Source organism: Kistimonas ophiarachnellae (genome assembly GCF_057552235.1).
Genome location: NZ_BAAJPA010000021.1, coordinates 18,119 through 40,392, shown reverse-complemented (window position 1 = coordinate 40,392; position 22,274 = coordinate 18,119). Strand labels below are relative to the sequence as shown.

18 protein-coding genes are annotated in these 22,274 nt (G+C 51.8%); 9 read left to right on the top strand and 9 right to left on the bottom strand.

Annotated elements, in window-relative coordinates; translation table 11 throughout:
• Nucleotides 1-35: 35 nt before the first annotated feature.
• On the top strand, nt 36-575 hold the full coding sequence (gene yjgA / locus AC27K1_RS19980; RefSeq protein WP_487152559.1) for a ribosome biogenesis factor YjgA: 540 nt from the start codon (nt 36-38) through the stop codon (nt 573-575).
• A gap of 43 nt (nt 576-618) precedes the next feature.
• Here the strand turns inward: yjgA and tldD are convergent, their stop codons facing one another.
• Entirely contained in the window at nt 619-2,061 is a 1,443-nt protein-coding gene (tldD, locus tag AC27K1_RS19975; protein ID WP_487152558.1) for a metalloprotease TldD, read from the bottom strand.
• A 97-nt stretch (nt 2,062-2,158) separates the two neighbouring features.
• Nucleotides 2,159-2,974: a carbon-nitrogen hydrolase family protein gene (locus AC27K1_RS19970; RefSeq protein WP_487152557.1), complete on the bottom strand. Its 816-nt coding sequence runs from the start codon at nt 2,972-2,974 to the stop codon at nt 2,159-2,161.
• Nucleotides 2,975-3,172: 198 nt separating this feature from the next.
• Here AC27K1_RS19970 and AC27K1_RS19965 point away from each other — a divergent pair, with 198 nt between their 5' ends.
• Nucleotides 3,173-3,745 carry a hypothetical protein gene (locus AC27K1_RS19965; RefSeq protein WP_487152556.1) on the top strand — a complete coding sequence of 191 codons (573 nt, stop codon included), beginning with the start codon at nt 3,173-3,175 and terminating at the stop codon, nt 3,743-3,745.
• 93 nt (nt 3,746-3,838) lie between these two features.
• On the opposite strand, the gene AC27K1_RS19960 is transcribed toward AC27K1_RS19965, so the two are convergent.
• From AC27K1_RS19960 to AC27K1_RS19935, 6 genes are all read right to left on the bottom strand, one after another.
• Nucleotides 3,839-7,720, bottom strand: a complete 3,882-nt coding sequence (locus AC27K1_RS19960) for a YhdP family protein (RefSeq protein ID WP_487152555.1) — start codon at nt 7,718-7,720, stop codon at nt 3,839-3,841.
• 18 nt (nt 7,721-7,738) lie between these two features.
• Nucleotides 7,739-9,208, bottom strand: coding sequence for a ribonuclease G (rng, locus tag AC27K1_RS19955; protein WP_487152554.1), 1,470 nt, complete (start codon nt 9,206-9,208; stop codon nt 7,739-7,741).
• Nucleotides 9,209-9,379: 171 nt separating this feature from the next.
• Entirely contained in the window at nt 9,380-9,973 is a 594-nt protein-coding gene (locus AC27K1_RS19950; RefSeq protein WP_487152553.1) for a Maf family protein, read from the bottom strand.
• Between the two features lie 37 nt (nt 9,974-10,010).
• A complete protein-coding gene (mreD, locus tag AC27K1_RS19945) occupies nt 10,011-10,493 on the bottom strand; it encodes a rod shape-determining protein MreD (protein WP_487152552.1) in 483 nt (160 codons plus the stop codon).
• Complete coding sequence (gene mreC, locus AC27K1_RS19940) at nt 10,493-11,353, bottom strand: rod shape-determining protein MreC (protein WP_487152577.1); 861 nt, start codon at nt 11,351-11,353, stop codon at nt 10,493-10,495. Before mreC ends, mreD begins: the two co-directional genes overlap by 1 nt.
• Nucleotides 11,354-11,524: 171 nt before the next feature.
• A complete protein-coding gene (locus tag AC27K1_RS19935; RefSeq protein WP_487152551.1) occupies nt 11,525-12,562 on the bottom strand; it encodes a rod shape-determining protein in 1,038 nt (345 codons plus the stop codon).
• A gap of 291 nt (nt 12,563-12,853) precedes the next feature.
• Here AC27K1_RS19935 and gatC point away from each other — a divergent pair, with 291 nt between their 5' ends.
• The 3 genes from gatC (at nt 12,854) to gatB (ending at nt 16,160) form a co-directional block, all read left to right on the top strand.
• Nucleotides 12,854-13,141: an Asp-tRNA(Asn)/Glu-tRNA(Gln) amidotransferase subunit GatC gene (gene gatC / locus AC27K1_RS19930; RefSeq protein WP_345192639.1), complete on the top strand. Its 288-nt coding sequence runs from the start codon at nt 12,854-12,856 to the stop codon at nt 13,139-13,141.
• A gap of 63 nt (nt 13,142-13,204) precedes the next feature.
• Nucleotides 13,205-14,656 (top strand): Asp-tRNA(Asn)/Glu-tRNA(Gln) amidotransferase subunit GatA, encoded by a 1,452-nt coding sequence (gene gatA / locus AC27K1_RS19925; protein WP_487152550.1) that lies wholly within the window; start codon nt 13,205-13,207, stop codon nt 14,654-14,656.
• A 55-nt stretch (nt 14,657-14,711) separates the two neighbouring features.
• Complete coding sequence (gene gatB, locus AC27K1_RS19920; protein ID WP_487152549.1) at nt 14,712-16,160, top strand: Asp-tRNA(Asn)/Glu-tRNA(Gln) amidotransferase subunit GatB; 1,449 nt, start codon at nt 14,712-14,714, stop codon at nt 16,158-16,160.
• A gap of 99 nt (nt 16,161-16,259) precedes the next feature.
• On the opposite strand, the gene AC27K1_RS19915 is transcribed toward gatB, so the two are convergent.
• Nucleotides 16,260-17,519 (bottom strand): 3-hydroxyacyl-CoA dehydrogenase NAD-binding domain-containing protein, encoded by a 1,260-nt coding sequence (locus AC27K1_RS19915; protein WP_487152548.1) that lies wholly within the window; start codon nt 17,517-17,519, stop codon nt 16,260-16,262.
• Between the two features lie 594 nt (nt 17,520-18,113).
• Between AC27K1_RS19915 and AC27K1_RS19910 the strand changes: the two genes are divergently transcribed.
• From AC27K1_RS19910 to AC27K1_RS19895, 4 genes are all read left to right on the top strand, one after another.
• Complete coding sequence (locus tag AC27K1_RS19910) at nt 18,114-19,583, top strand: caspase family protein (protein WP_487152547.1); 1,470 nt, start codon at nt 18,114-18,116, stop codon at nt 19,581-19,583.
• A gap of 74 nt (nt 19,584-19,657) precedes the next feature.
• Entirely contained in the window at nt 19,658-20,161 is a 504-nt protein-coding gene (locus AC27K1_RS19905) for a hypothetical protein (RefSeq protein ID WP_487152546.1), read from the top strand.
• Nucleotides 20,162-20,219: 58 nt separating this feature from the next.
• On the top strand, nt 20,220-21,143 hold the full coding sequence (locus AC27K1_RS19900) for a hypothetical protein (RefSeq protein ID WP_487152545.1): 924 nt from the start codon (nt 20,220-20,222) through the stop codon (nt 21,141-21,143).
• 114 nt (nt 21,144-21,257) lie between these two features.
• A complete protein-coding gene (locus tag AC27K1_RS19895) occupies nt 21,258-22,271 on the top strand; it encodes a hypothetical protein (RefSeq protein WP_487152544.1) in 1,014 nt (337 codons plus the stop codon).
• The last annotated feature ends 3 nt before the right edge of the window (nt 22,272-22,274 follow it).

Genomic DNA, 22,274 nt, shown 5'->3' with positions numbered 1-22,274 from the left:
TACAATGCACCCCATCCTATGAGTGTGGAATAGCAATGAATCACCCCGACAACGTTGGAGAGCAGGACGAGTTCGACGACATCGAGTATGTCAGCAAAAGCCAGATCAAGAAGGAAATGCACGAACTCAGGGATATGGGCGCCAGACTCCAGGAGATGAAGCCTGCGCAACTGGAGAAACTGGTACTGACAGAGCGCCTGCGCGCCGCACTGGAAGAAGGCCGCCGTATCAAGAGCTTCAATGCCAAGAAACGGCATCTGAATTTCATTGGCAAGCTGATGCGCGACCAGGACGTGGAACCGATCCAGGAACTCCTGCAGCGGCTGGATAGCCAGACGGAAGAAAGCGCACGTCACTTCCACAATCTGGAGCGCTGGCGCGAACGGCTCCTGACGGAAGGCAATGCCGCATTGACGGAGTATATGGACGAATACCCTCAGGCTGACAACCAGTATATTCGCCAGCTGGTTCGTAATGCTCTGAAGGAGCAGAAGGAAAACAAGCCACCGGCCCAGAGTCGTAAACTGTTCCGCTACCTGCGTGAAGTCAGTGAAGACATGAGACCGGCGGAATAAAAAGCATCAGGCAGCCTCCTTGCGAGACTGCCTGTCACACCTCTCAGGTGCCAGTACCACCTACGGTAATTTCATCAATCTTCAATGTCGGCTGACCTACACCAACGGGAACCGACTGACCATCCTTGCCACAAACCCCCACACCGGTATCCAGTTTCAGGTTATTGCCCACCATGGACACCCGGTTCATGACTTCTGGACCGTTGCCAATCAGTGTTGCGCCCTTGACCGGTGAAGTGATCTTGCCGTTTTCAATCAGGTAAGCCTCACTGGTGGAGAACACAAATTTGCCTGAGGTGATATCCACCTGACCACCGCCCATATTAGCTACATAGATGCCCTTATCCACGGAAGCAATGATCTCATTATGCTCATGGGAACCGGCCAGCATGTAGGTATTGGTCATACGCGGCATGGGAAGATGCGAGTAGGACTCACGACGGCCATTGCCCGTCGACGCGACGCCCATCAGGCGAGCATTCATCTTGTCCTGCATGTAGCCCTTCAGAATGCCGTTTTCAATCAATACGGTACATTCAGAAGGCACCCCTTCATCATCCATATTCAGAGAACCCCGACGGCCGGCAATCGTGCCATCATCCACAATCGTACACAGCGGTGACGCCACGCGTTCACCAATACGACCAGAAAAGGCAGAACTGCCTTTACGGTTGAAGTCCCCTTCCAGACCATGGCCAACGGCCTCATGCAGCAAGACACCATTCCAGCCTGCCCCGAGGACTACCGGCATGGCACCGGCCGGTGCAGGGACTGCTGCCAGATTGACAATGGCCTGCCGCACAGCTTCCTTCGCATAATCACGCCAGAGGTCACCATCCAGGAACATCTGATAGGTACCACGGCCACCGCCGCCAAAAGAGCCCCGTTCAAGCCGGCCATTCTCTTCGGCAATGACACTGACATTGAGACGAACCAGCGGTCGGATATCCGCTGCCAGGGTGCCATCACTGGCTGCCACCAGGATGGTCTCATACACGCCAGCCAGACTGACGGTCACCTGTTTGATTCTGTTATCCGCCTTCCGGGCTTCCTGATCAACATTCTTCAGCAGCTCAACTTTCTGATCACGGCTTAACGTATCCAGCGGATTGATTTCACCATAAAGACTCAGGGGCTGACTTCTCTCCCAGGCCTGTACTGAACGCGATTGTCCCTGGCGGGCAATACTCCGCGAGGCACCGGCCGCGGCTTCCAGCGCGGTGAGCTCAATATCATTGGCGTAGGCAAAACCGGTTTTTTCACCGCTCATGGAGCGGACGCCAACCCCACGGTCCGCGTTAAAACTGCCTTCCTTGACGATGCCGTCTTCCAGCACCCAGCCTTCATGGCGGCTGCTCTGGAAGTAGAGGTCAGCGGCATCAATCTGGTGCCCCAGCATCCCATGGATGACCTGTTCGATATGCTTCTCTTCAAGGCTTGATGGCGCCAGCAGGTGCTCTCTGGCGAGACTCAGAATATCTGTCATGAATTATTCTCTGGCTTTTCCCGCTTGTCTTAACGCTATGGTATGAAAGGCCGGGAACCGGCACAAGAAGAGTATGATGAACTGTTGGTTATTTTGTTCATAACCGACGGTGGGACTGACAGGGCATCTGCCGCCGAACCTCAGTCAGCCGGGCCATATCCAGTTCTGCTGTGATAACACCCGGCTCCTCTCCGGCTTCCGCCAATATGTCACCCCACGGGTCAATAATCATGGAATGTCCCCAGGTTTCCCGGATCTTGCCATGACGTCCACACTGGTTGGCGGCCAGAACAAAACACTGGTTTTCAATAGCCCGGGCCCGTAATAACACTTCCCAATGGGCTTCACCGGTCACCCGGGTGAATGCTGCTGGCACAGTGAATATATCTACCTCTTGCGCTGACAAGGCTCGATACAATTCAGGAAAGCGAATGTCATAACAGACTGACAACCCGACCTTTCCCGCAGCCGTTTCCACGCTCACCACCTGATCACCATGCCGGTAGTTATCGGATTCGCGGTAGGTGCCCTTGCCGTCCGCCACCTCTACATCAAAAAGATGTATCTTGTTATAGCGCGCGTATTGCTGGCCATCCGGACCAAACACGCAACAAGTTGCATAATGCCGCTCATTGGAAGCGGGTTCATGATTCAGCGAAGCACAGGGCGTTGTTCCACCTACAATCCACAGTTTCAGCGACTTTGCCTGGCGGGAAAGAAACCGCTGAACCTTTCCCGAGTGGCTTTCTTCAACACCTAACCGCTGCAGATCACCTTCCAAACAGGCGAAACACTCCGGTAAAACAGCCAACCTGGCTCCCTGCTTGGCAGCCAGAATCAGGAAATGACGAGCGGCATCCAGATTTGCGGCTACATCGGCTTGTGACGACATCTGAATGACCGAAACCCGCATCTGATTTTCTATCCTGTCGTTTGATTAAAAATAAAGATACACGCGTTTGTTTTGAATGATGAAACAGCATTTAAGTCATATCAATCGACTGTATAAACATTTCGTCACTTCAGCGCAAACCCGCCAAAAATACGATTCACATCATTTTCAGCTATAGTGTGTGATTACCATCCGCTTTCGACAGGCGACTGTAAGACAATGCCTACTTATCCTGGAAGCATGCTCGAAAATATTGTATACCAACATGATGTGGGAGGTGCCAGTCTTGGTGTGCTGCTGATTGATGAAAGCAAACATAATATGGAGCGTTATCCAGAGAACAGCAGCCAGTTAAGAGTGTTACAAACAGCCTCCGATCTTGGCCTTCCTATCATAACTATTGAATTGAATCCAAAGCTGAAACATGATCCGCACGAATTTTTCATAAAAACACATCAAAGTGCTATCAAGTTTGCTCACAAGATCGTCAACAAATCAACGATGAATGTATTTAGCGGCATGACGTATCCTAACATCCATTACACCTTACAAGCTTGCGGATTGCTCCCACACAAAAGCAAACTTGTCATTATGGGCTACGAGATGGAATGTTGCGTTAGATTAAGCGCTGTTGGCGGGAAGCAACGAGCAAAAAGTACTATTTCAGAAATGGGCGCAACATCGTATGGCTACACTGTCATAACATGTCTTGATGTTCTGAGAGGGATTGGAGATAAACAGCCCCCTTCGTGGCGCGATAACTTTTTGGTGGAGTATTACGAACAGCTGTAAATACGCGCTTTGTATTGAAAAATACGATAACTGCTTGCCTGCAGATAATGACCGTTAGATTAACACTCAACTCCGTACTTCGTTAATACACATTTATTTCACCTTATTGGAAAACAGCTTGTCCAGCTTCACATCCGGGTCTGCAAACGGCCCCTTGATCTCATAGCGGACACTGGCCAGCTGCTCCACCTTCCTGCCCCAGATTTTATCAAACAGGTAGATCGCACCGGCAATCTGGGGCTGACCCAGCAACAAACTCACCAGCGGCAGGTTTTCCGTGACCGGCAACGTTACCACCAGCTCCAGGTTCAGGTTTTGCCTGGGCAGGTCAATGACACCACCCAGCTTGAAGTTAGACGACGGTCCGGACACTTCTATGGGTTCGGCAAAGGTAATCAGCCCTTCATTGAAATTCATGACCCCTTTGATCCTGTCAAACGTGACGCCCGACTTGAACAGGTCAGAGAAATCGAGTTTCAGGCGGCGGGTAATGGAATCCAGGTTGAGAATACCGAAAATACGCAGTACGCCGGATGCAGCGTCCGAAGACAGAAAGCGCCCATCCTTGATATCAATCCCCACCTGACCTTTCAGACTTTTTGACATAAACGCTGCCGGCGAGCCAGGCCAGACGACATCCGCAGTAAACGCCGCCTTACGTGTTGTGATGCGATCCGGATATCCCCAGCTGGCCAGCACACGCTTCAAGTCACCGGTTGAGATATGCCCCTTGTAATGGGTATCAGGTTTCCCGTCCACAAGGTTCCACGCCAGCGAACCATGTAGCGCCAATCCACCCAGTGCGCCATTGAGTTCCTGCAGCACAATGCCGGTATCGGTTTTACGCGTCTGAAGACTGATCTTGCCAAACTCACGTTCGCCTATGCGTACATCCTGTATTGCAATATCCATGACAGGAATCGTCTTCGGGTTAACCTCCGCCAGGGGGTCTTTCTCTGGCTGTTCCGGCTTAGCGTCTTCCTCCTGGGCCAACAGGGATTCCGGCAACACCAGCTTTTCCACATCCAGCACCAGCGGCGTATCCTGATCCGGCACAGTCAGGGTGCCCTTTGCCATCGGCGACGTTAAGCGGATATGGGTTCCACGCGGATCGCTGAGCACACTGAAACGGGTATCATCCAGTACATAGTCATCCACTTTCAGCTGCTGAATGGAAAAATCGCTAACACTGAGTTCCAGCCCTCCGACTGTTAATCCCGCAGCGCCCGTCCCGCTGTCAGTGGCTTTTTTCTGCGTCGATGCCTGGCTATACCCTTGCCACCATGTTTGCCAGGGGGATAAATCCAGTGTTTTCAGACCACCTGCGATCTGAAGGCCGGTTTCCGGCAGGCGGGGTTTCCCCTTGCCAAAATAAACGACACCAGATTTCAAATCCTGCCCATCAAGGCGCAGGAGTGATGTAATCTCATTCCCTACGGTGGTACGCACCGTTACCGCACCCTTCCCTGGCAGCGTGACGCTCACCCGGAGCTTCCGCGCAGTTTTATCAGACTTGCCCAATGGTGCAGGCAACGGGATGGTGATGCCCTTAAGGTCGCTGATCACATCCAGGGTAATCCCTCCCTTACCAGGTATCACCAGGTCAGCGCGATAGGCGGTCTGCCCCCGAATCCAGGGCGACAAATCCTGCCCCAGCGAGGACTGGATGGCAGCCACATTCGCCGTCCCTTCCAGGCCTAACCGCACGGTATCCGATTTCACATCGGTCTGCATATCCAGCTTCACCAGCTTGTCATACAACTGCGCCTGCAGCCCCTGGCTGTAGAGACCTTTTTCGGTGGTGTAGCGGAATTGTCCGGCAACATTGTTGAGGGATACATCCGGACTTTGCAGGGCAAAGCTGCCATTATCGGTTGTGACCGTGACATCAATCCTGTCTTCCAAGCCTTCTTTTAACGGGATGCCGAGGCTGAGCTGGATATCGAGATCACCACCCAGCGCCCAGTTATCCGCAGCATTGTGGATAGCCTCTGCAACAGGCGTTTCCCGTAGCAGCTTGAGACCATCCTTACCCTTTGATACCAGGCCAGCCTGCAAATCCAGCACCAGTGGATCCGCCGTCCCCAGGTCCGGCACCGACGCCTTAAGACTCACTACCCGACTGTCATAAATACGGGCGCTGCTGGCCGATACGTTGACAGCTTCCTGGTCGACCAGCACCAGTCCATTAATATCCTTGAGTTCCGGCCAGTCCGGGCTGTACATCAACTCGCCGTTTTCAATATTGAAGTAGAGGCCCCAGGTCATATCGTTAGGGGCGTCGGTCACGTCGAGCGGCCCGTTCCAGATGAATGCGCCATCGTTGATCGCAGCCCCATGGATACTGGTTTTCAGCCAGCGCACCAGGTTCTCATTCATGCCGGTCTTTACCGGCAGGTATTTTTCCGCATAACGGGCATCGCCGTTGGTAATACCCACTTCCAGTCCCATGTTGACCGGCTCGCCATCGAGCGGCACATCCAGGCGTAACCGGGCATTCAGGTCGCCTTCTTTGGCCAGAAAATGCATGCGATCCGTTCTCAGGCGATACACGTCATCAGTGAGACGCCAATACAACCGCCCGGTCACCTGTTCGTAGGTCCAGTCCTCATCGAAGACATTATCAAGACCCAGTACAAAATCCTTACTATCCAGGTCAAGCAGACCTTCCCGGGCGGTCATGCGCAGCCTGCCCGAAATATGCTCGCCGGAGGGTGCGCCCTCCCAGGAGTCCACCGCCACCTCATCCAGCCTGGCAGCGAGATCAAAATCGAATGTTTCACGTTCCGGATAAAATCGCAGCACCACCTGCTCCAACTCACCACGAGGGTTCAACACCCGCAGGAGTTTGTCGGCGATACCCGGCAAGGGAACAGTATCCACCATCTGCTTTAGCGGCTGGAGCGAAATACTGTCGGTCGCCACCGTCAAACGTGATTCGGGCTCATGACGGGAAGAGAAGTAGAACTGGCTGCGCGGATAGGGAATCCCCCCGAAAACAAACTGCCAGTCCTGTAACCAGACCTGCCAATCCTGCTGATCCCCCCTGGCAAACAGTCGGGTACTGAAATCCGTCAGCGGCGGCAGTGTACGATGCTGCCAGTCCAGGTCCAGCATGGGCGCGTTCAGATCACTGCTGACCTGCCACTGCCCCTTGTTCCATTCAGCCTGAATTTCCGCAGATACACGCAGCTGGTTGAGTTTTATGCCGATATGCTGCTGAACCAGATCGTCAAAAAATGGCAGCCAGGGCTTGATATTGATCCGTTCAGCAATCAAATGGCCGGACAACCGGATATCCGGCCAACTCAATAACGGCCCTTCTGCCGCGAGGTTCAACGATAGCTCATCCCCGCCATCCGTCACCAGGTGCCCCGAAAGGTGGCGATTGGCCCTCGTACCGCCCACCCGGAGATGCTCCACCATCAGTCCGGCGCGATCACCCTCGTCATTGGTAATCTGCAGGTGGACGTCATGGAAATGAATGCTTTCCTGGTTGCTCAGAACGTCGGTCAGCTCCCTGAGATTGTGTTCACTGACCGCTGCCTGCTGATTCGCAGCAGCATTGCCTGCCTCAGGGAACCCGGCCACGCCCCACTGCCCGTCGTTAAACGTCAGCTTAAGTTGCGCGCCGTCAACGGCAATGCTGTCAAATACCGGGGATAACGTACGAATAGTGGCGAGGGTATCCAGTTGCAGAATGGCGGTATCAATCTCTACCGCCGTCTTGCCGGGCTGATCGGGCTGATAAACACGAATACCGGCCACTGCAATGGCGGGGTTGTAGTTGTAGATACGTCCCTTAATGGACGTCAGCGTCACTTTGGTCTTGAAGGTATTACCCAGGTAAACCTGCAATTCTTCCCTGAAACTGTCCATCCAGGGCATCAGCAGACGCACGACACTGACAGTCAGTGCCGTGGATATCATGACTGCGGCAAATGCCAGCCAGGTTGCCTTTGCCAGTCTCTTCATGGATTCTGCCGATCACCCTCAAACCAGTACGACATCAAATTGCTCCTGCGAGTAACGGGGTTCGACCTGGAAACGGATGGTCTTGTCCAGGAACGCTTCCAGTTCTGCCACATTGTCGGACTCTTCATCCAGCAGCTGGTCCACCACCGCTTCGGAGGCCAGCACCAGGTAAGAGTCGTTTTCATAGGCCCGGGCTTCACGGATGATTTCCCGGAAGATTTCATAGCAGACGGTTTCAGCGGTTTTCAAAGTACCGCGGCCGTTACAGGTCGGGCAGGCTTCGCAGAGCGTGTTTTCCAGGGATTCCCGGGTACGCTTGCGGGTCATTTCCACCAGACCCAGCTCTGATACGCCGGTGATATTGGTTTTGGCGTGATCCCGTTCCAGGTTTTTCTCCAGTGTCCGCTGCACCTGGCGCTGGTGTTCAACATCTTCCATATCAATGAAATCAATGATGATGATTCCACCAAGGTTGCGCAAACGAAGCTGCCGGGCAATCGCGGTGGCCGCTTCCAGGTTGGTCTTGAAGATGGTTTCTTCCAGGTTACGATGCCCGACAAAACCACCGGTATTCACATCAATGGTGCTCATGGCTTCGGTCTGGTCAACGATCAGGTAACCGCCGGATTTCAGTTCAACCCGTCGACTGAGTGCCCGGTTGATTTCATCTTCCACACTGAACAGGTCAAACAGGGGACGCTCGCCGGTGTAATATTCCACCCGACCATCCAGGTGGGGCACCAGCTTCCGGACAAACTTGCAGACCTTGTTGTAGGTATCGAGCGAATCAATCCGGATCTTTTCAATATCCGGTTCGACCAGGTCACGCATGGTGCGCAGATGGAGCGGCAAATCTTCGTAAACACAGTCAGGCGCCGCGGACTCCTTGATTTGTTCTTCTACCGTTGTCCACAGGCGATGCAGGAACAGGATGTCCGCCAGCAGCTCCTTCTCACCAATGCCTTCTGCAGCCGTGCGCAGGATAAAGCCGCCCTTGTCATTCAGGCTTTCCTGTTCCAGCAGCCGTTCAACGGTATCCTTGAGACGCTCACGCTCCTGGGGATCTTCAATACGCAGGGAGATGCCGACATGGTTGTTATGGGGCATCAGCACAAGGTAACGGGCAGGGATGGAAATATGCGTGGTGAGCCTGGCGCCCTTGGTGCCAATCGGGTCCTTGGTGACCTGCACCACCATGGACTGCCCTTCATGCACCAACTCAACAATACCCGGTTCCCCCGCCCCCTCCGGACGGTTGTTACGGTCAAAGATTTCACTGGCGTGAATAAAGGCGGCTTTATCCAGGCCAATATCGACAAACGCCGCCTGCATGCCCGGGAGTACGCGGACCACCTTGCCTTTATAGATATTGCCGACAATGCCGCGGTTACGGCTACGCTCCACATAGACTTCCTGCAGAACGCCGTTCTCAACCAGCGCCACACGGGATTCCATGGGCGTGATATTCATGAGAATCTCTTCGCTCATCCCTTTACATCCCCCAAACTTCTCGGATTCCAGGTATCTTTACGTAACCTGCCCGTACCGGGGTATGCGTTATTATCGCTGAACATGGCAAGACAGGCTCACTTATTCTTGGTTAAACCCGGTGGATTTCCCGATGACGGGTAATACCCACACAGCTGATCAGTTCATTCATTATTGCCAGTACGGCACGCCGAAACAATCCAGCAGGTCAACGGTTTCGGCAATCGGCAGGCCGACCACCCCGGAATAACTCCCCTGCAGCTCCCTCACAAATACTGCACCCAGCCCCTGTATACCATAGGCACCGGCTTTATCCCGGGGTTCCCCCGTCTCCCAGTAACGGGCAATTTGTTCTTCGGATAATGGATTGAACCGTACCCGGGTGATGCTGAGACGGCTCTCCAGACGGTCGCCATCGTTAACCGCCACGGCCGTCATCACCTGGTGGTCACGACCGGCCAGCGCACTCAGCATTATTATGGCCTCTTCACGGTCGGCCGGTTTGCCCAGGATTTTGCCGTCAACCACTACAGACGTATCGGCAGCCAGAACCGGCCGCTGTACCATCCGAGCTTGCTGCATTGCGGCCAGGCCTGCGCCGGCTTTCTCGCAGGCCATACGCGCCACATAATCTTCCGGTGTTTCCCCGGCGTTCGGTGTTTCATCAATATCGCCCGCTACCAGCTCGTAGCGCACCCCTATCTGATCCAGAATCTCCCGACGCCGGGGTGAGCGGGAGGCGAGGTACAGCGATACAGCACTCATGGTGAAACCACCTTATTGTTGAAACGAATGCGACCGGTCAGACAATCCCGAACCGGCGTCGCAGGCCATGAAGAAGCAGGGATAACCAGGGCCACAACAGGGCACTGGTCACAGCAGGTAATACATAAATCAGGGACGGCTGGATATGCCCGATCGCACTGTTGATCCAGAGACAGGTCAACTGGTAAAGCCCGATGATCACCAGCACCATAAACGTCTGCTGCCAGAGCGGATACAACCGCAACCGGCGATACGATTTGTGGGTCGCCATGGCAAGAATCAGCATGGCAATGGCATTCTGCCCCAGCACTACGCCCAGCATGACATCCATCAGCAGACCAATACACCAGGCGAAGAACACCCCATAATTCTGTGGCAACACCAGCAGCCAGAACATGACCACCATAGCCATCCACGCCGGACGAGCCAGTGCCAGCCAGGGCGGCATGGGAATAATGCTGAGAACCGCAGCCAGCAACAGCGTGACCCAGACCAGCCAGTGATGTCCGTTTTTATACATCACCCTTCTCCTTCCGGCTTGTCAGCCTGCTGTTGCCTGGCAGCCTTCGCCGCCTCGGTGAAGACCAGCATGACCAGGCGTCCCTCATTCAGCTGGGCGGCCGGCTTGGCAACGATCCGCGCGAACGGCCGACCGGTATCCCGGGCCACTTCCGTCACTACCGCGACCGGATAGCCAAAAGGATAACGCTGACCCAGGCCCGAGCTCACCAGCAAGTCACCTTCCTTGATGTCCGCCGTATCCGGCACATGCAGCAGTTCCAGGTCATCCCCGTTTCCGGTACCGACGGCGATGGCACGGTAACCATTCCGGTTGACCTGCACCGGCACCCGGTTATTGCTGTCAGTAATCAGCAGAACCCGACTGGTAAACGGCGTCACCGAGATCACCTGCCCCATAACGCCGTGGGCATCCAGCAGCGGCTGCCCGACATAGACCTTGTCCGCCGAACCTTTATTGATGATGATCTGCTTAACCTGCGGATCAGGGTCAATCCCGATCAGCTCAGCCACCGTCACCCGCTCTTCCACACCCTGGGAAGAATTCAGCAATTCCCGGAGCCGGACATTCTGGGCAGTCAGCGCCGCATATTTCTGCAGCTTCTGTTCAAGGATCAGGTTACGGGCATTCAGACGGGCGTTATCCTCAATCAGGCCGGTATGGGAGGAAACGGCATCACTGGCAAGGGAAAACAGGCGGGCAGGCGTATCAGCCAGCCACTGGATCGGCGTCACCACGACACCGAGGTAGGACCGGGCATGCTTCAGATAATCAAAACGGTGGTCAACAAACATTAACACCAGGGACACGAGCATCAGCAGCGTAAATCGCGCCCAGATTGACTGACCTTTGCGAAAGATAGGGTTAATGGAAAACTCCTGACCCGTCGAGTCTTCTAGATAAATACCAAAGGACTGAATACACGACGAAACACGAATGTTGGGTGTTCACCGGACGTCTCCCGTCCTTCCCTGAACCACGACAGCCGGACATCAAGCCCGGCTGCCAGGATCAACCATCACGGCACGGTACTACTCGGTGGACAGCAGATCCATACGGTGCTTGTCCATCATCTCCAGTGCCCTGCCGCCGCCACGGGCGACACAGGTCAGCGGATCTTCCGCCACAATCACCGGCAGGCCGGTCTCTTCACTGATCAGGGTATCCAGGCCACGCATCAGGGCGCCACCACCGGTCAGCACCAGGCCACGCTCGGCGATATCGGAGGCCAGTTCCGGCGGAGACTGTTCCAGTGCACTTTTCACGGACTGCACGATCGCCGCCAGGCTGTCTTCCAGTGCTTCCAGGATCTCACGGCTGTTCAGGGTGAAGCTGCGCGGCACCCCTTCGGCCAGGTTACGACCACGGACATCGATCTCGCGGATTTCATCCATGGGATAGGCCATGGCAATTTCCTGCTTGATGCGCTCGGCAGTGGAATCACCGATCAGGCTGCCATAATGACGACGTACATAAGTCACGATCGCTTCATCAAACCGGTCGCCACCAATGCGAACCGATTCGGAATAGACAACACCGCTCAGGGAGATGATGGCGATCTCCGTAGTACCGCCACCGATATCCACCACCATGGAACCATTGGCTTCCTCAACAGGAAGACCGGCGCCGATCGCGGCCGCCATGGGTTCTTCAATCAGATACACTTCACGGGCACCGGCGCCCAGCACCGATTCCCGGATCGCCCGGCGTTCCACCTTGGTGGATTTGCAGGGCACGCAGACCAGCACACGCGGGCTGGGCTGGATCACACTGTTCTCATGCACCTTGTTGATAAAGTGCTGCAGCATTTTTTCACACACATCGAAGTCGGCGATGACACCGTCCTTCATCGGACGGATGGCAGTGATATTGCCCGGCGTCCGTCCCAACATGCGCTTGGCGTCGGAGCCGACCGCCACCACGCTTTTCTGGCTGCCCAGGTTACGGATCGCCACAACCGATGGTTCATCCAGGACAATCCCTTTTTCACGCACATAGACCAGCGTGTTGGCTGTTCCCAGGTCGATAGAGAGGTCTGTCGAGAACAGCCCCCGTAATTTTTTCAGCATTTTGTAATGTTACCCTGCACGGTCCGGGGGAAAACTGACAAGCCCCGTTATCATTCATAAAACTCTAACAACGGCGGGAATGCCGGACAACCCGCAAAATAGGATAAGTATGCCTTGCATTTGCCGGTAAGGAAACGATATTGTCACGCAATTCACTATCCTGGCCGTTGCATCCCTTGAGATTCAAACGCCAACCCCCTACATTAAGCCGATTAATTGCACTTGACCCGTTGATCCTGCACATGCAATCGAAGGGTTCGCTTATTTGTCACATTCCGGAGAATGATCCCTATGGCGATTGACCGCTCCACGATATCCAGTGTGGCGCATCTGGCTCGTCTGTCCATCAGCGAGACAGAGGCCCAGAAAACCACGGACAATATCGTGAACATCCTTGAACTGATCAACCGAATGCAGGCAGTGGATACCGACGGCGTCGAGCCCATGGCCCACCCGCTGGATGCGGTTCAGCGCCTGCGCCCGGATGTGGTGACAGAAACCAACCAGCGTGAACACCTGCAGGAAAATGCCCCGGCGACGGAAGACGGCCTGTTCCTGGTTCCCCGGGTCATTGAATAAAGCGCCGCCAGCAACCCGAACCTTCTTGCTCCGGCATAACCTGTATTCACCTGATACCAAGACATGCATAACAAGACATTAGCCGAACAGTCCCGCGCCCTGGCCGCCGGCGACATCTCCAGCGAAGAGCTGACCCGCGCCTACCTGGACCGGATCCGCGACCTGGATTCCACCTACAACAGCTACATCACCGTTACCGAAGACCTGGCCATGAACCAGGCCCGTCACGCGGACACACTGCGCGCCGAAGGCAAGGCGACCCCGCTGACCGGTATTCCGCTGGCGCAGAAAGACATCTTCTGCACCGAAGGCGTGAAAACCAGCTGCGGTTCCAAGATGCTGGATAACTTCATTGCCCCTTACGAATCCACCGTTACCCAGAATTTCAAGGATGCCGGCGCGGTCATGTTGGGCAAAACCAACATGGACGAGTTCGCCATGGGCTCTTCCAACGAAAGCAGCTACTACGGTGTGGTTCGCAACCCCTGGAATACCGAGATGATTCCCGGCGGTTCTTCCGGCGGCGCGGCGGCCTGTATCGCGGCACGTCTTGCCGCGGGCGCGACCGGTACTGATACCGGCGGCTCCATCCGTCAGCCTGCGTCCATGTGCGGCATCACCGGCATCAAGCCCACCTATGGCCGGGTATCCCGCTGGGGCATGATCGCCTTCGCTTCCAGCCTGGACCAGGCCGGCCCCATGACCCGCACCGCGGAAGACGCCGCGATGATGCTGAACGTCATGGCCGGTTTCGATCCGAAGGATTCCACCTGCGTCAACCGCGAAGTGCCGGACTACACCGCCGACCTAACCAAGCCGCTGGACGGCCTGCGCATCGGTCTGCCGAAAGAGTATTTCGCGGCCGGTCTCGACAGCCGTGTCGAAACCATCATTCGTGATGCCGTGCGCGAATACGAGAAGCTGGGCGCAACTGTCAAAGAAGTCAGCCTGCCCAGTTCCGACCTGGCGGTTGCGGCGTATTACGTTATCGCACCGGCGGAAGCCTCCTCCAACCTGTCCCGTTTCGACGGCGTACGCTTCGGCTACCGCTGCGAAGATCCACAGGACCTGGAAGACCTCTACAAGCGCAGCCGCAGCGAAGGCTTCGGTGGCGAAGTGAAGCGCCGTATCCTGGTGGGTACTTACGCGCTGTCTGCCGGTTACTACGACGCCTACTACCTGAAGGCCCAGAAGATCCGCCGCCTGATCAAGGACGACTTCACCCGCGCCTTCCAGGATGTGGACGTGATCATGGGACCGACCGCCCCGGCGCCGGCCTTCCCCATCGGCGACAAGACCGACGACCCGGTCGCCATGTACCTGTCGGACATCTACACCATCGCCACCAACCTGGCGGGCCTGCCCGGCATGACCATTCCGGCGGGTTTTGTGGACGGACTGCCCGTGGGCCTGCAGCTGACCGGCAACTACTTTGATGAAAGCCGCCTGCTGAACATCGCGCACCGGTTCCAGATGGCCACCGACTGGCACGCCCAGGCACCGGCCGGCCTGTAACAGATTGATTTTGACCGCCTGCCGACGCCGGCAGGACTGAAAAGAGGTTTACAACATGGAATGGGAAGCGGTCATCGGGCTGGAGGTACACGTCCAGCTCGCCACCAAGTCCAAGATTTTCTCCGGTTCGTCCACCGCGTTTGGTGCCGAGCCGAACACCCAGGCCAACGCCATTGACCTGGGTCTGCCGGGCATTCTGCCGGTGGTGAACGAAGAAGCCGTGAATATGGGCATTCGCTTCGGCCTTGGCATCAATGCCAAGATCAACCAGCGCAATGTTTTCGACCGGAAGAACTACTTCTACCCCGACCTGCCCAAGGGCTACCAGACCACCCAGCTGGACCACCCGATTGTCGGCGCCGGTGAAGTGGAACTGACCCTGGAAGACGGCAGTCGTAAAACCGTGCGTCTGCACCATGCCCACCTGGAAGAAGACGCGGGCAAGAGCCTGCACGAAGACTTCCAGGGCATGACCGGCATCGACCTGAACCGTGCCGGTACCCCGCTGCTGGAAATCGTCTCCGAGCCGGACATGCGCAGTGCGAAGGAAGCGGTCGCTTACCTGAAGTACCTGCATACGCTGGTCTGCTACCTGGGTGTGTCCGACGGCGACATGTCCCAGGGTTCCATGCGCTGCGACGCCAACGTTTCCGTGCGCCTGAAGGGTCAGGAGAAGCTGGGCACCCGCGCCGAGATCAAGAACGTCAACTCCTTCAAGTTCGTAGAACGCGCGATCAACCATGAGATCGAGCGCCAGATCGACCTGCTGGAAAGCGGCGGCACCGTGGTGCAGGAAACCCGACTGTACGACGCCGACAAGGACGAGACCCGCTCCATGCGCAGCAAGGAAGAAGCCAACGACTACCGTTACTTCCCCTGCCCCGACCTGCTGCCGGTGGTGATCGACGACGAACACCTGGAACGTATTCGCCAGACCATGCCGGAACTGCCCGCGGCCAAGCAGGCCCGTTTCACGGCGGAATACCAGCTGAATGATTACGACGCCAATCGTTTGGTGGAAGACCGGACCACGGCAGACTTCTTCGAGCAGGTCGCGAAAAGTGGTGGCGACGCCAAGCTGGCGGCCAACTGGGTGATGGGCGAACTGGCCAGCCGTCTGAACAACGACAGCCTGACCATCAGCGAATCCCCGGTGAACGCCGAGATGCTGGGCGGCCTGATCACCCGCATCCGCGACAACACCATCTCCGGCAAGATCGCCAAGCAGGTGTTTGACGCCCTGTGGAGCGGTGAAGGCCAGAGCGCCGATGACGTGATCGAGAAGAAAGGCCTCAAGCAGGTGACCGATACCGGCGCCATTGAAGCCATCATCGACGAGGTGCTGGCGAACTGTGCAGACCAGGTGGCCAACTACCGCGCCGCCGAGGAAAGCAAGCGTGGCAAGATGCTGGGCTTCTTTGTCGGCCAGATCATGAAGGCCTCCAAAGGCAAAGCCAACCCGGGCATGGTGAACCAGATTCTGAAGCAGAAGCTGGATCAGTAATTGCTCACAGTTTCCGGGCCGTCACCGGCCCGGTTTTTTTACAGCGACCTTCCCTGATAGACCAACCTGCCCAGCACTCCTCACACTCCCAACCTGTCATCACTCCTGAAAGACCTTCTCCATACGACTGAGGAAGTACGACTGACCGGTAAGAATCCCCAACAAAGCATCCGCGTCTTCCACGGAGAGCACCTTATTTTCAAGGATGGTGTGGCGGTATTCCTGCAACGTCACGGCGGCCACCAGGAACGTGGCATACTGCAGCTGTTCATCGTCCTCAAACCATTGCTGCAGTGACTTGTCTTTTTCTCGTGAACTGAGATGCCGTGCTGAGCCCAGCAGTTCCTTCACCAGTTGTTTTGTTTTCTCCTGCCAGCCATCTTCTGCCAGGGAAGCGGCTTCGGCAAAACGCTGCATGCCGTCCAGGTTGGCCTGGCGTTGTGGCGCCAGCCACTCCACATCCTCAGGACGATCCTCCTCACTGTAAAACCGCCGCCCTTCCTGCCAACGCTCGATGATAGATGCCGGCATACGGGAACCCACGCCACCCAGCTCAAACCAGACATCGCGAATATGGATCGCCGTGCCCAGCCCAATGACATCCATGGTGCCGAAAATACCCAGCGGACGCCCATAGACCAGCATGAACGCCAGATCGGCCATGGGGTAATTGATCACCCCTTCCTCGTCCATGCCAATGAAATGCTGCTTGAGGCGAAACCAGATCCGGTTGAAGGAGTGGCCGAGCTGATCACGAATCGGTAGTGAGTCATTACTTAGCCGGAAAGACCGGATGCCAAGGCTTTCGTTAAAGGCTTCCACGGCATCTTTCGTTGCCTGTGCGGTCGGTGAATCGTCCAGCGTCGCCACTTCGGCTGCCGCGCTATGGGGTGAGTAGAGGTGATTGACGGCTACCCGAGTTTTCAGTTCGTCCGGCAACTGTCGTGCGAGCAAGGTCGCGGGAATCGACGAGGTGTTGCTGGCCACCGGCGCCGGGTTCTTATGCTGTTCCAGCTGTAACACCGCCTTTGCCAGCAAGGCCTGTTTGACCGGCACATCTTCCGTCACCAGTTCCTGGAGAAAGACGGCGTCTTGCCAGTGGTCATCCGTCACCTCGTCAATAGACGACAGATAATGAACACCCGCACGCCCCTTCAGCCGCTCCTGCGCCTGGGCCAGTTTGTCCGGATCAATATCCACGATCACTAGGTCCAGCCCATCGCGGTATTTCAGCACCCGGTCAACAAACACACGCCCCGTTGCCCCATAACCAAAGACAATGACGGCATCCGCCAGCACCTCCACTGCAAAGAGCAACAACCAGGCCACCGCCAGGCCCAGAACACCACGCCGTACCATAACCGCTACCTCGTTACCGTTTTCCGGTGAGCATCTGGAAGCTGAGTGTAGTTCACCGGTAAAAGCGGCTACGGATAAAACAGCTTGAGGCTACGAGGCCAAAGGATAAAAGACCAAGTAAGGAGTAATACGTCAGTGCCATAGCCGAACGCTGGAAAATATGGTTATATCGCGCACGATAAACGACAACGTGACCATATAGCTACCGAGAACCAAGCTATGGCTGCCAGCAGGCTGCCTACATCTCCGGGCGGTAGCGTGCCTGATGTTTAAGGAATACTCGTCGTTAGCATCATCAGCCCATCAGAAAACTAAACTTAACGTTAATTAGTTTCTTAGAGTTTGACTTAGCTCGCCTATGCAAAACATCTCACACTTCTGCAACCGTTGCATATATTACATTTTCACACATTTAACGATGAATATTCCTTTATGCGAATCGGTTGACAAACAACCAAACAGCGAAATAAAGATACACCTTATTAATATGCAAGACTTTTAATAAATTACAGTTGATAAATAGGTAATACATTATAAAAACCCTAATCATATAAGCTTCTATCAACTGCTAGCACCATAAACAATGGAGTATAAATGAACAGAAAAATGGTAGCTCTCGTTATTGGCAATGGAGACTACAACAACGAGAATGCTGCATTACCAAACCCTACAAATGATGCTAATGATCTTTCGGAGGCACTAAGAGAACTAGGGTTCACAGTTATTACTAAAACTGATTGCAAAATTGAAGAAATTGATAGATCAATTAGATCATTCAGAGATAGTTTAAATAGTAATGATGTTGGACTTTTCTATTTTGCAGGCCATGGAATGCAAATTGAAGGCGAAAACTATATTACAGCGACTAATACAGATTTCTCTGAAGAATTAAGTGCAAAATACACCTCCTATGCGTTAAATAGGCTAATTGAAACAATGGAGAGCTGCAGCAACAAAACTAACATAATCATATTAGATGCATGCAGAAACAATCCCTATGTACGAGCTTGGAATAGAGATATAGCCGTGCAAGGCCTAGCTCCAATTTTTGCACCTAAGGGCACAATCATTGCTTTTTCCACATCCCCGGGCGAAACAGCCAGTGATGGTAAAGGGAGAAATGGCGCATACACTGAATCTTTATTGAAGCATATTTCCAAAGCAGACATTACTATTGAAGATCTTTTTAAGAGAGTAAGAAATTCTCTATCATTATTAACAATAGGTAGACAAACATCTTGGGAGCACACCTCTTTAACAGGAGATTTCTTTTTCAACTTAAGCCTTGGCCAAAGAATAGAAAAATACGACGAGAAATCGATCTCTGACGAACTATTCATAATTGATCCAACCACAGTAGGTCATAGTGTAATTTCTGATTTAAAAAGTCATAATTGGTATACACAAAACCCAGCAGCAAGAGGGCTTTCAGTTAAAACACTTGAGCAATGCAACGAGGATACCTTATTTGTTCTTGGACGTAATATATACCAAGCTTCATGTGGTAGTTCGGATGGGGCAATTGAATTTATTAACAATTTCAGATCAAAAACTCGCGGCCTCATTCAAGAAAAGGTTCACCATATTCTCGAAGGTATGTTGTTTGAGATTTTCTTTAGCTCTAAAGGAAATATACGGGAATCATTCAAAACATCGAGATTTAATAGTGTATTTGAATTACAAAGATTTGATGAGTTAGCACCAGCATTCAATTTTATATCTGAAACACTTCTTCCATATAGTAATAGATTTTACATCATCCCAGGCAAACCTATTACAGATGTAGCTATTGAAATTAGAGCAGATAAAAATGAACACGAAGAAATAAAAATAAAAGAAATTTATTTTGAAAGTGATAATATTCTGAGGGGTGAAGAAGTAAGTCAACCTTTTGGCGATGATGGAGGCATTTTGTATCAGTCTATGAGATATCGTGACTTTATAGAATTACTATCCGATGAGATGATGATACCTAAAAGCCACTTTAGTATCACATGTAATATAGATTTGGGAGAGGCATCAAGAATTTTATTCCCGTATTCTCATACAGTACGAAAATCATAAACGCGAAGTTAACAAATGACTCCTGCCTATCGTCTTCACGACGGATGGTCCAGTCATTATCCCTAAGGATAAAGATGAACATTCTGAGTATCGGGCTTGGTTTTTTAAGCGGTTTGCTTTTAGCCATAATTGGTGCGTTGGTGAATGAAAAAATAAAATCCAAGTCAGAGGAAGCAAAAGCAATAAATAAGGCTGAGTATGAGTTATTTCTTAAGCTTAATGATCTATATCAATGGTATTTTTGGCTTGCTACAAATGAAATGCATAACAAAGATACGGATGATGAAGTAGTTATCACTATTCATAATATAGCCTCAGATATAGCAAAAGAACTTCATAAAAATGAAGATAGTGAATTCACTCACGAGTTACTTCGTATTTTATATGATGAAAGCATTGATACATTTAATCAGCGTTGGAAAATGATGAGCACCCTCTCTGACAAAATGGGTAAAAAAGTGACACCAAAGCACCATAGTTATCTCAAAACATTAAACGACTCAAACCTATTGAAAATGGCAAAGCCTGACTTTAAGCCAAAAGCACCAGCAACTTCTCGCTTCAGGCTAAGGGTATAAAATATTTTATGCCAACTCGGCTCGCATAAACCTCTATTAGGGAGCCTAGGAGTATAATTTGGCTGTATCAGAAAAAATTAAGCGCGTGATTTGGTCACGAGCAGCTGGCAAATGTTCTATTTGTAGAGAAGATTTACTCCGTGTTGGTGAAAGTGAGTATGTTACTCATCTAACCGGAGAGGTCGCACATATTGTCGCAGAGAAAGAGGATGGACCAAGAGGTAAATCCGAATTAACTCAGGAAGAACGTAATCGTGAGCAAAATCTGCTTCTCCTTTGCCTTGAACATCACAAAATCATTGATGATGATCCACTTAGCTATCCCATCGAAAAATTGTCAGATATCAAGAAGAAACATGAGTCTTGGGTAACTAGCAATTTAGCCACAACTCCCACTTGGGACACTAAACTACACCAAATGCACTACATTAATGTCCCAAGACTTTCTTTACTGTGTGCCAGGTATGGGAGGTCTTTGGATTTATCCCAGTTTGGTCCCATTACGGCTTTATATGAGCTTGGTTGGGAACTAAACAGTTTAATGAGCGATTTTAGCAAACTATTGAGCTTGATTGAAATTAAGGCTGTTCCTATACAAGATGCAATGCTTTCTCTGGAAAATATGAAGGGAATGTACGTTAGTTTTGAGCATCGTTTTAGGACAAAGAACATTCGGATGCCAAAACATGCCATCGACTACAAGCCTATGTTCAATGGTAATTTTTCTAAAGCACCTCATGTGTATACAAAAATCGGTGATTACAAAATAATCGCTTTTATTGATAGGCGTTGGATTACTACAACTACAGCATTTTGTTATTTTAGACCAAGCGCAGGACATAGTGAGTTTGCAGGTATTGCTTTCGTCAACAGCATAGACCATAAAGCAAAAACAATTCATATAACACCATTTGTTCTTGGTATGCCTAGCAATGAATTTATAGAAGCATTTTATGGGCTCTCTAACCAAGAAATTAAGTAGGTCTCATGAACATGTGGCCGCTTCGCATTCGCTTAAATATCGCACCTGTTCTCTCACCGCTTATTACTAGATTATAGCCAAATAAGCCCTTCAACATTTGGAGCTTTAAAAATTATGGAAGAAGCAAAAATTTGCTTTTATGAAATCACAGCTTGTGGTTATTATAAGTATGGAAATAAAAACCCTGAATTTGGATTGTTATCAACAATTTTAGAAGACATAAAAAGTTGGAGTGATGGACTGACTTTAGTTGAAAGAGCTACTTATGAGGTTAAGGATGGTGATGACCTAGAAAAGTCATACTGTCTAGATATTGATAAATTTGGTACAGAGTATTTGATTACAATGTGGAATCAAATACCCACAACACAAAGCAATGCCGTTGCTGCAATCTCCGCCAATAGTACTAAAGGGAACACACAGTTCACATTTAAGAAATTTGGAAAAAATAGTATACCTGGATATGCTACATATTTTTGGGTAATCCCAGACCGTAATCTTTTAGCAACCGTTCGATTTCATCATAGCAAAAATGGGCATAAAAACTTCCATAAATATCTTAATGAATTTATGGCAAAGTTCTCATCCTATGTAGTGATTGATGAAGAAGCAGAAGATGAACACAATGAAATAGTAGGCTATAGAGATAAAAAAACTGACCAAGTACAACAATTAAACTCAAGATTCAACGACAAAGTCTTTAGCAAGCCTGGCCAGCTTGAGTACATTAGACAACACTCTAGCAAAATCACAAAAATAATTAGAAAAAACAAACTATCGATTAAAGAATCACATGAAAGCAACCTATTGAAGAGGCTTTTTGATGGATTCAAATTAAACGACGTAACACCAGAAGATACTGACATCAAAGTTAAATACGAGTTAAATTTCAAACCAACAAATGATCAATTAGAAGAAATGATCCAAGAATGGGATGATAACAACGAAACAAAATGGGATGATGTTGGCTTTAACATTTCTGGCACTGTATATTGGTTAAGTCATTCAACAGCCAAAGATAATGTCGATGTTGACATAAAAAGGGATAATGATGAGTTAGTAAATGGACAATCTCTACTCAAAGCACTTAACTCTAAGAGCAAAAGAATATTTAGAGTTTTAACCTAAGGT

What these genes read in the sequence shown, in the direction of transcription:
- gatB (WP_487152549.1), top strand. Translation starts at nt 14,712, where the DNA reads ATGGAATGGGAAGCGGTCATCGGGCTGGAGGTACACGTCCAGCTCGCC.
- AC27K1_RS19895 (WP_487152544.1), top strand. Translation starts at nt 21,258, where the DNA reads ATGGAAGAAGCAAAAATTTGCTTTTATGAAATCACAGCTTGTGGTTAT.
- mreD (WP_487152552.1), bottom strand. Translation starts at nt 10,493, where the DNA reads ATGTATAAAAACGGACATCACTGGCTGGTCTGGGTCACGCTGTTGCTG.
- AC27K1_RS19960 (WP_487152555.1), bottom strand. Translation starts at nt 7,720, where the DNA reads ATGAAGAGACTGGCAAAGGCAACCTGGCTGGCATTTGCCGCAGTCATG.
- gatA (WP_487152550.1), top strand. Translation starts at nt 13,205, where the DNA reads ATGCATAACAAGACATTAGCCGAACAGTCCCGCGCCCTGGCCGCCGGC.
- AC27K1_RS19905 (WP_487152546.1), top strand. Translation starts at nt 19,658, where the DNA reads ATGAACATTCTGAGTATCGGGCTTGGTTTTTTAAGCGGTTTGCTTTTA.
- AC27K1_RS19910 (WP_487152547.1), top strand. Translation starts at nt 18,114, where the DNA reads ATGAACAGAAAAATGGTAGCTCTCGTTATTGGCAATGGAGACTACAAC.
- gatC (WP_345192639.1), top strand. Translation starts at nt 12,854, where the DNA reads ATGGCGATTGACCGCTCCACGATATCCAGTGTGGCGCATCTGGCTCGT.
- AC27K1_RS19915 (WP_487152548.1), bottom strand. Translation starts at nt 17,519, where the DNA reads ATGGTACGGCGTGGTGTTCTGGGCCTGGCGGTGGCCTGGTTGTTGCTC.
- AC27K1_RS19970 (WP_487152557.1), bottom strand. Translation starts at nt 2,974, where the DNA reads ATGCGGGTTTCGGTCATTCAGATGTCGTCACAAGCCGATGTAGCCGCA.
- AC27K1_RS19935 (WP_487152551.1), bottom strand. Translation starts at nt 12,562, where the DNA reads ATGCTGAAAAAATTACGGGGGCTGTTCTCGACAGACCTCTCTATCGAC.
- AC27K1_RS19965 (WP_487152556.1), top strand. Translation starts at nt 3,173, where the DNA reads ATGCCTACTTATCCTGGAAGCATGCTCGAAAATATTGTATACCAACAT.
- tldD (WP_487152558.1), bottom strand. Translation starts at nt 2,061, where the DNA reads ATGACAGATATTCTGAGTCTCGCCAGAGAGCACCTGCTGGCGCCATCA.
- AC27K1_RS19950 (WP_487152553.1), bottom strand. Translation starts at nt 9,973, where the DNA reads ATGAGTGCTGTATCGCTGTACCTCGCCTCCCGCTCACCCCGGCGTCGG.
- yjgA (WP_487152559.1), top strand. Translation starts at nt 36, where the DNA reads ATGAATCACCCCGACAACGTTGGAGAGCAGGACGAGTTCGACGACATC.
- rng (WP_487152554.1), bottom strand. Translation starts at nt 9,208, where the DNA reads ATGAGCGAAGAGATTCTCATGAATATCACGCCCATGGAATCCCGTGTG.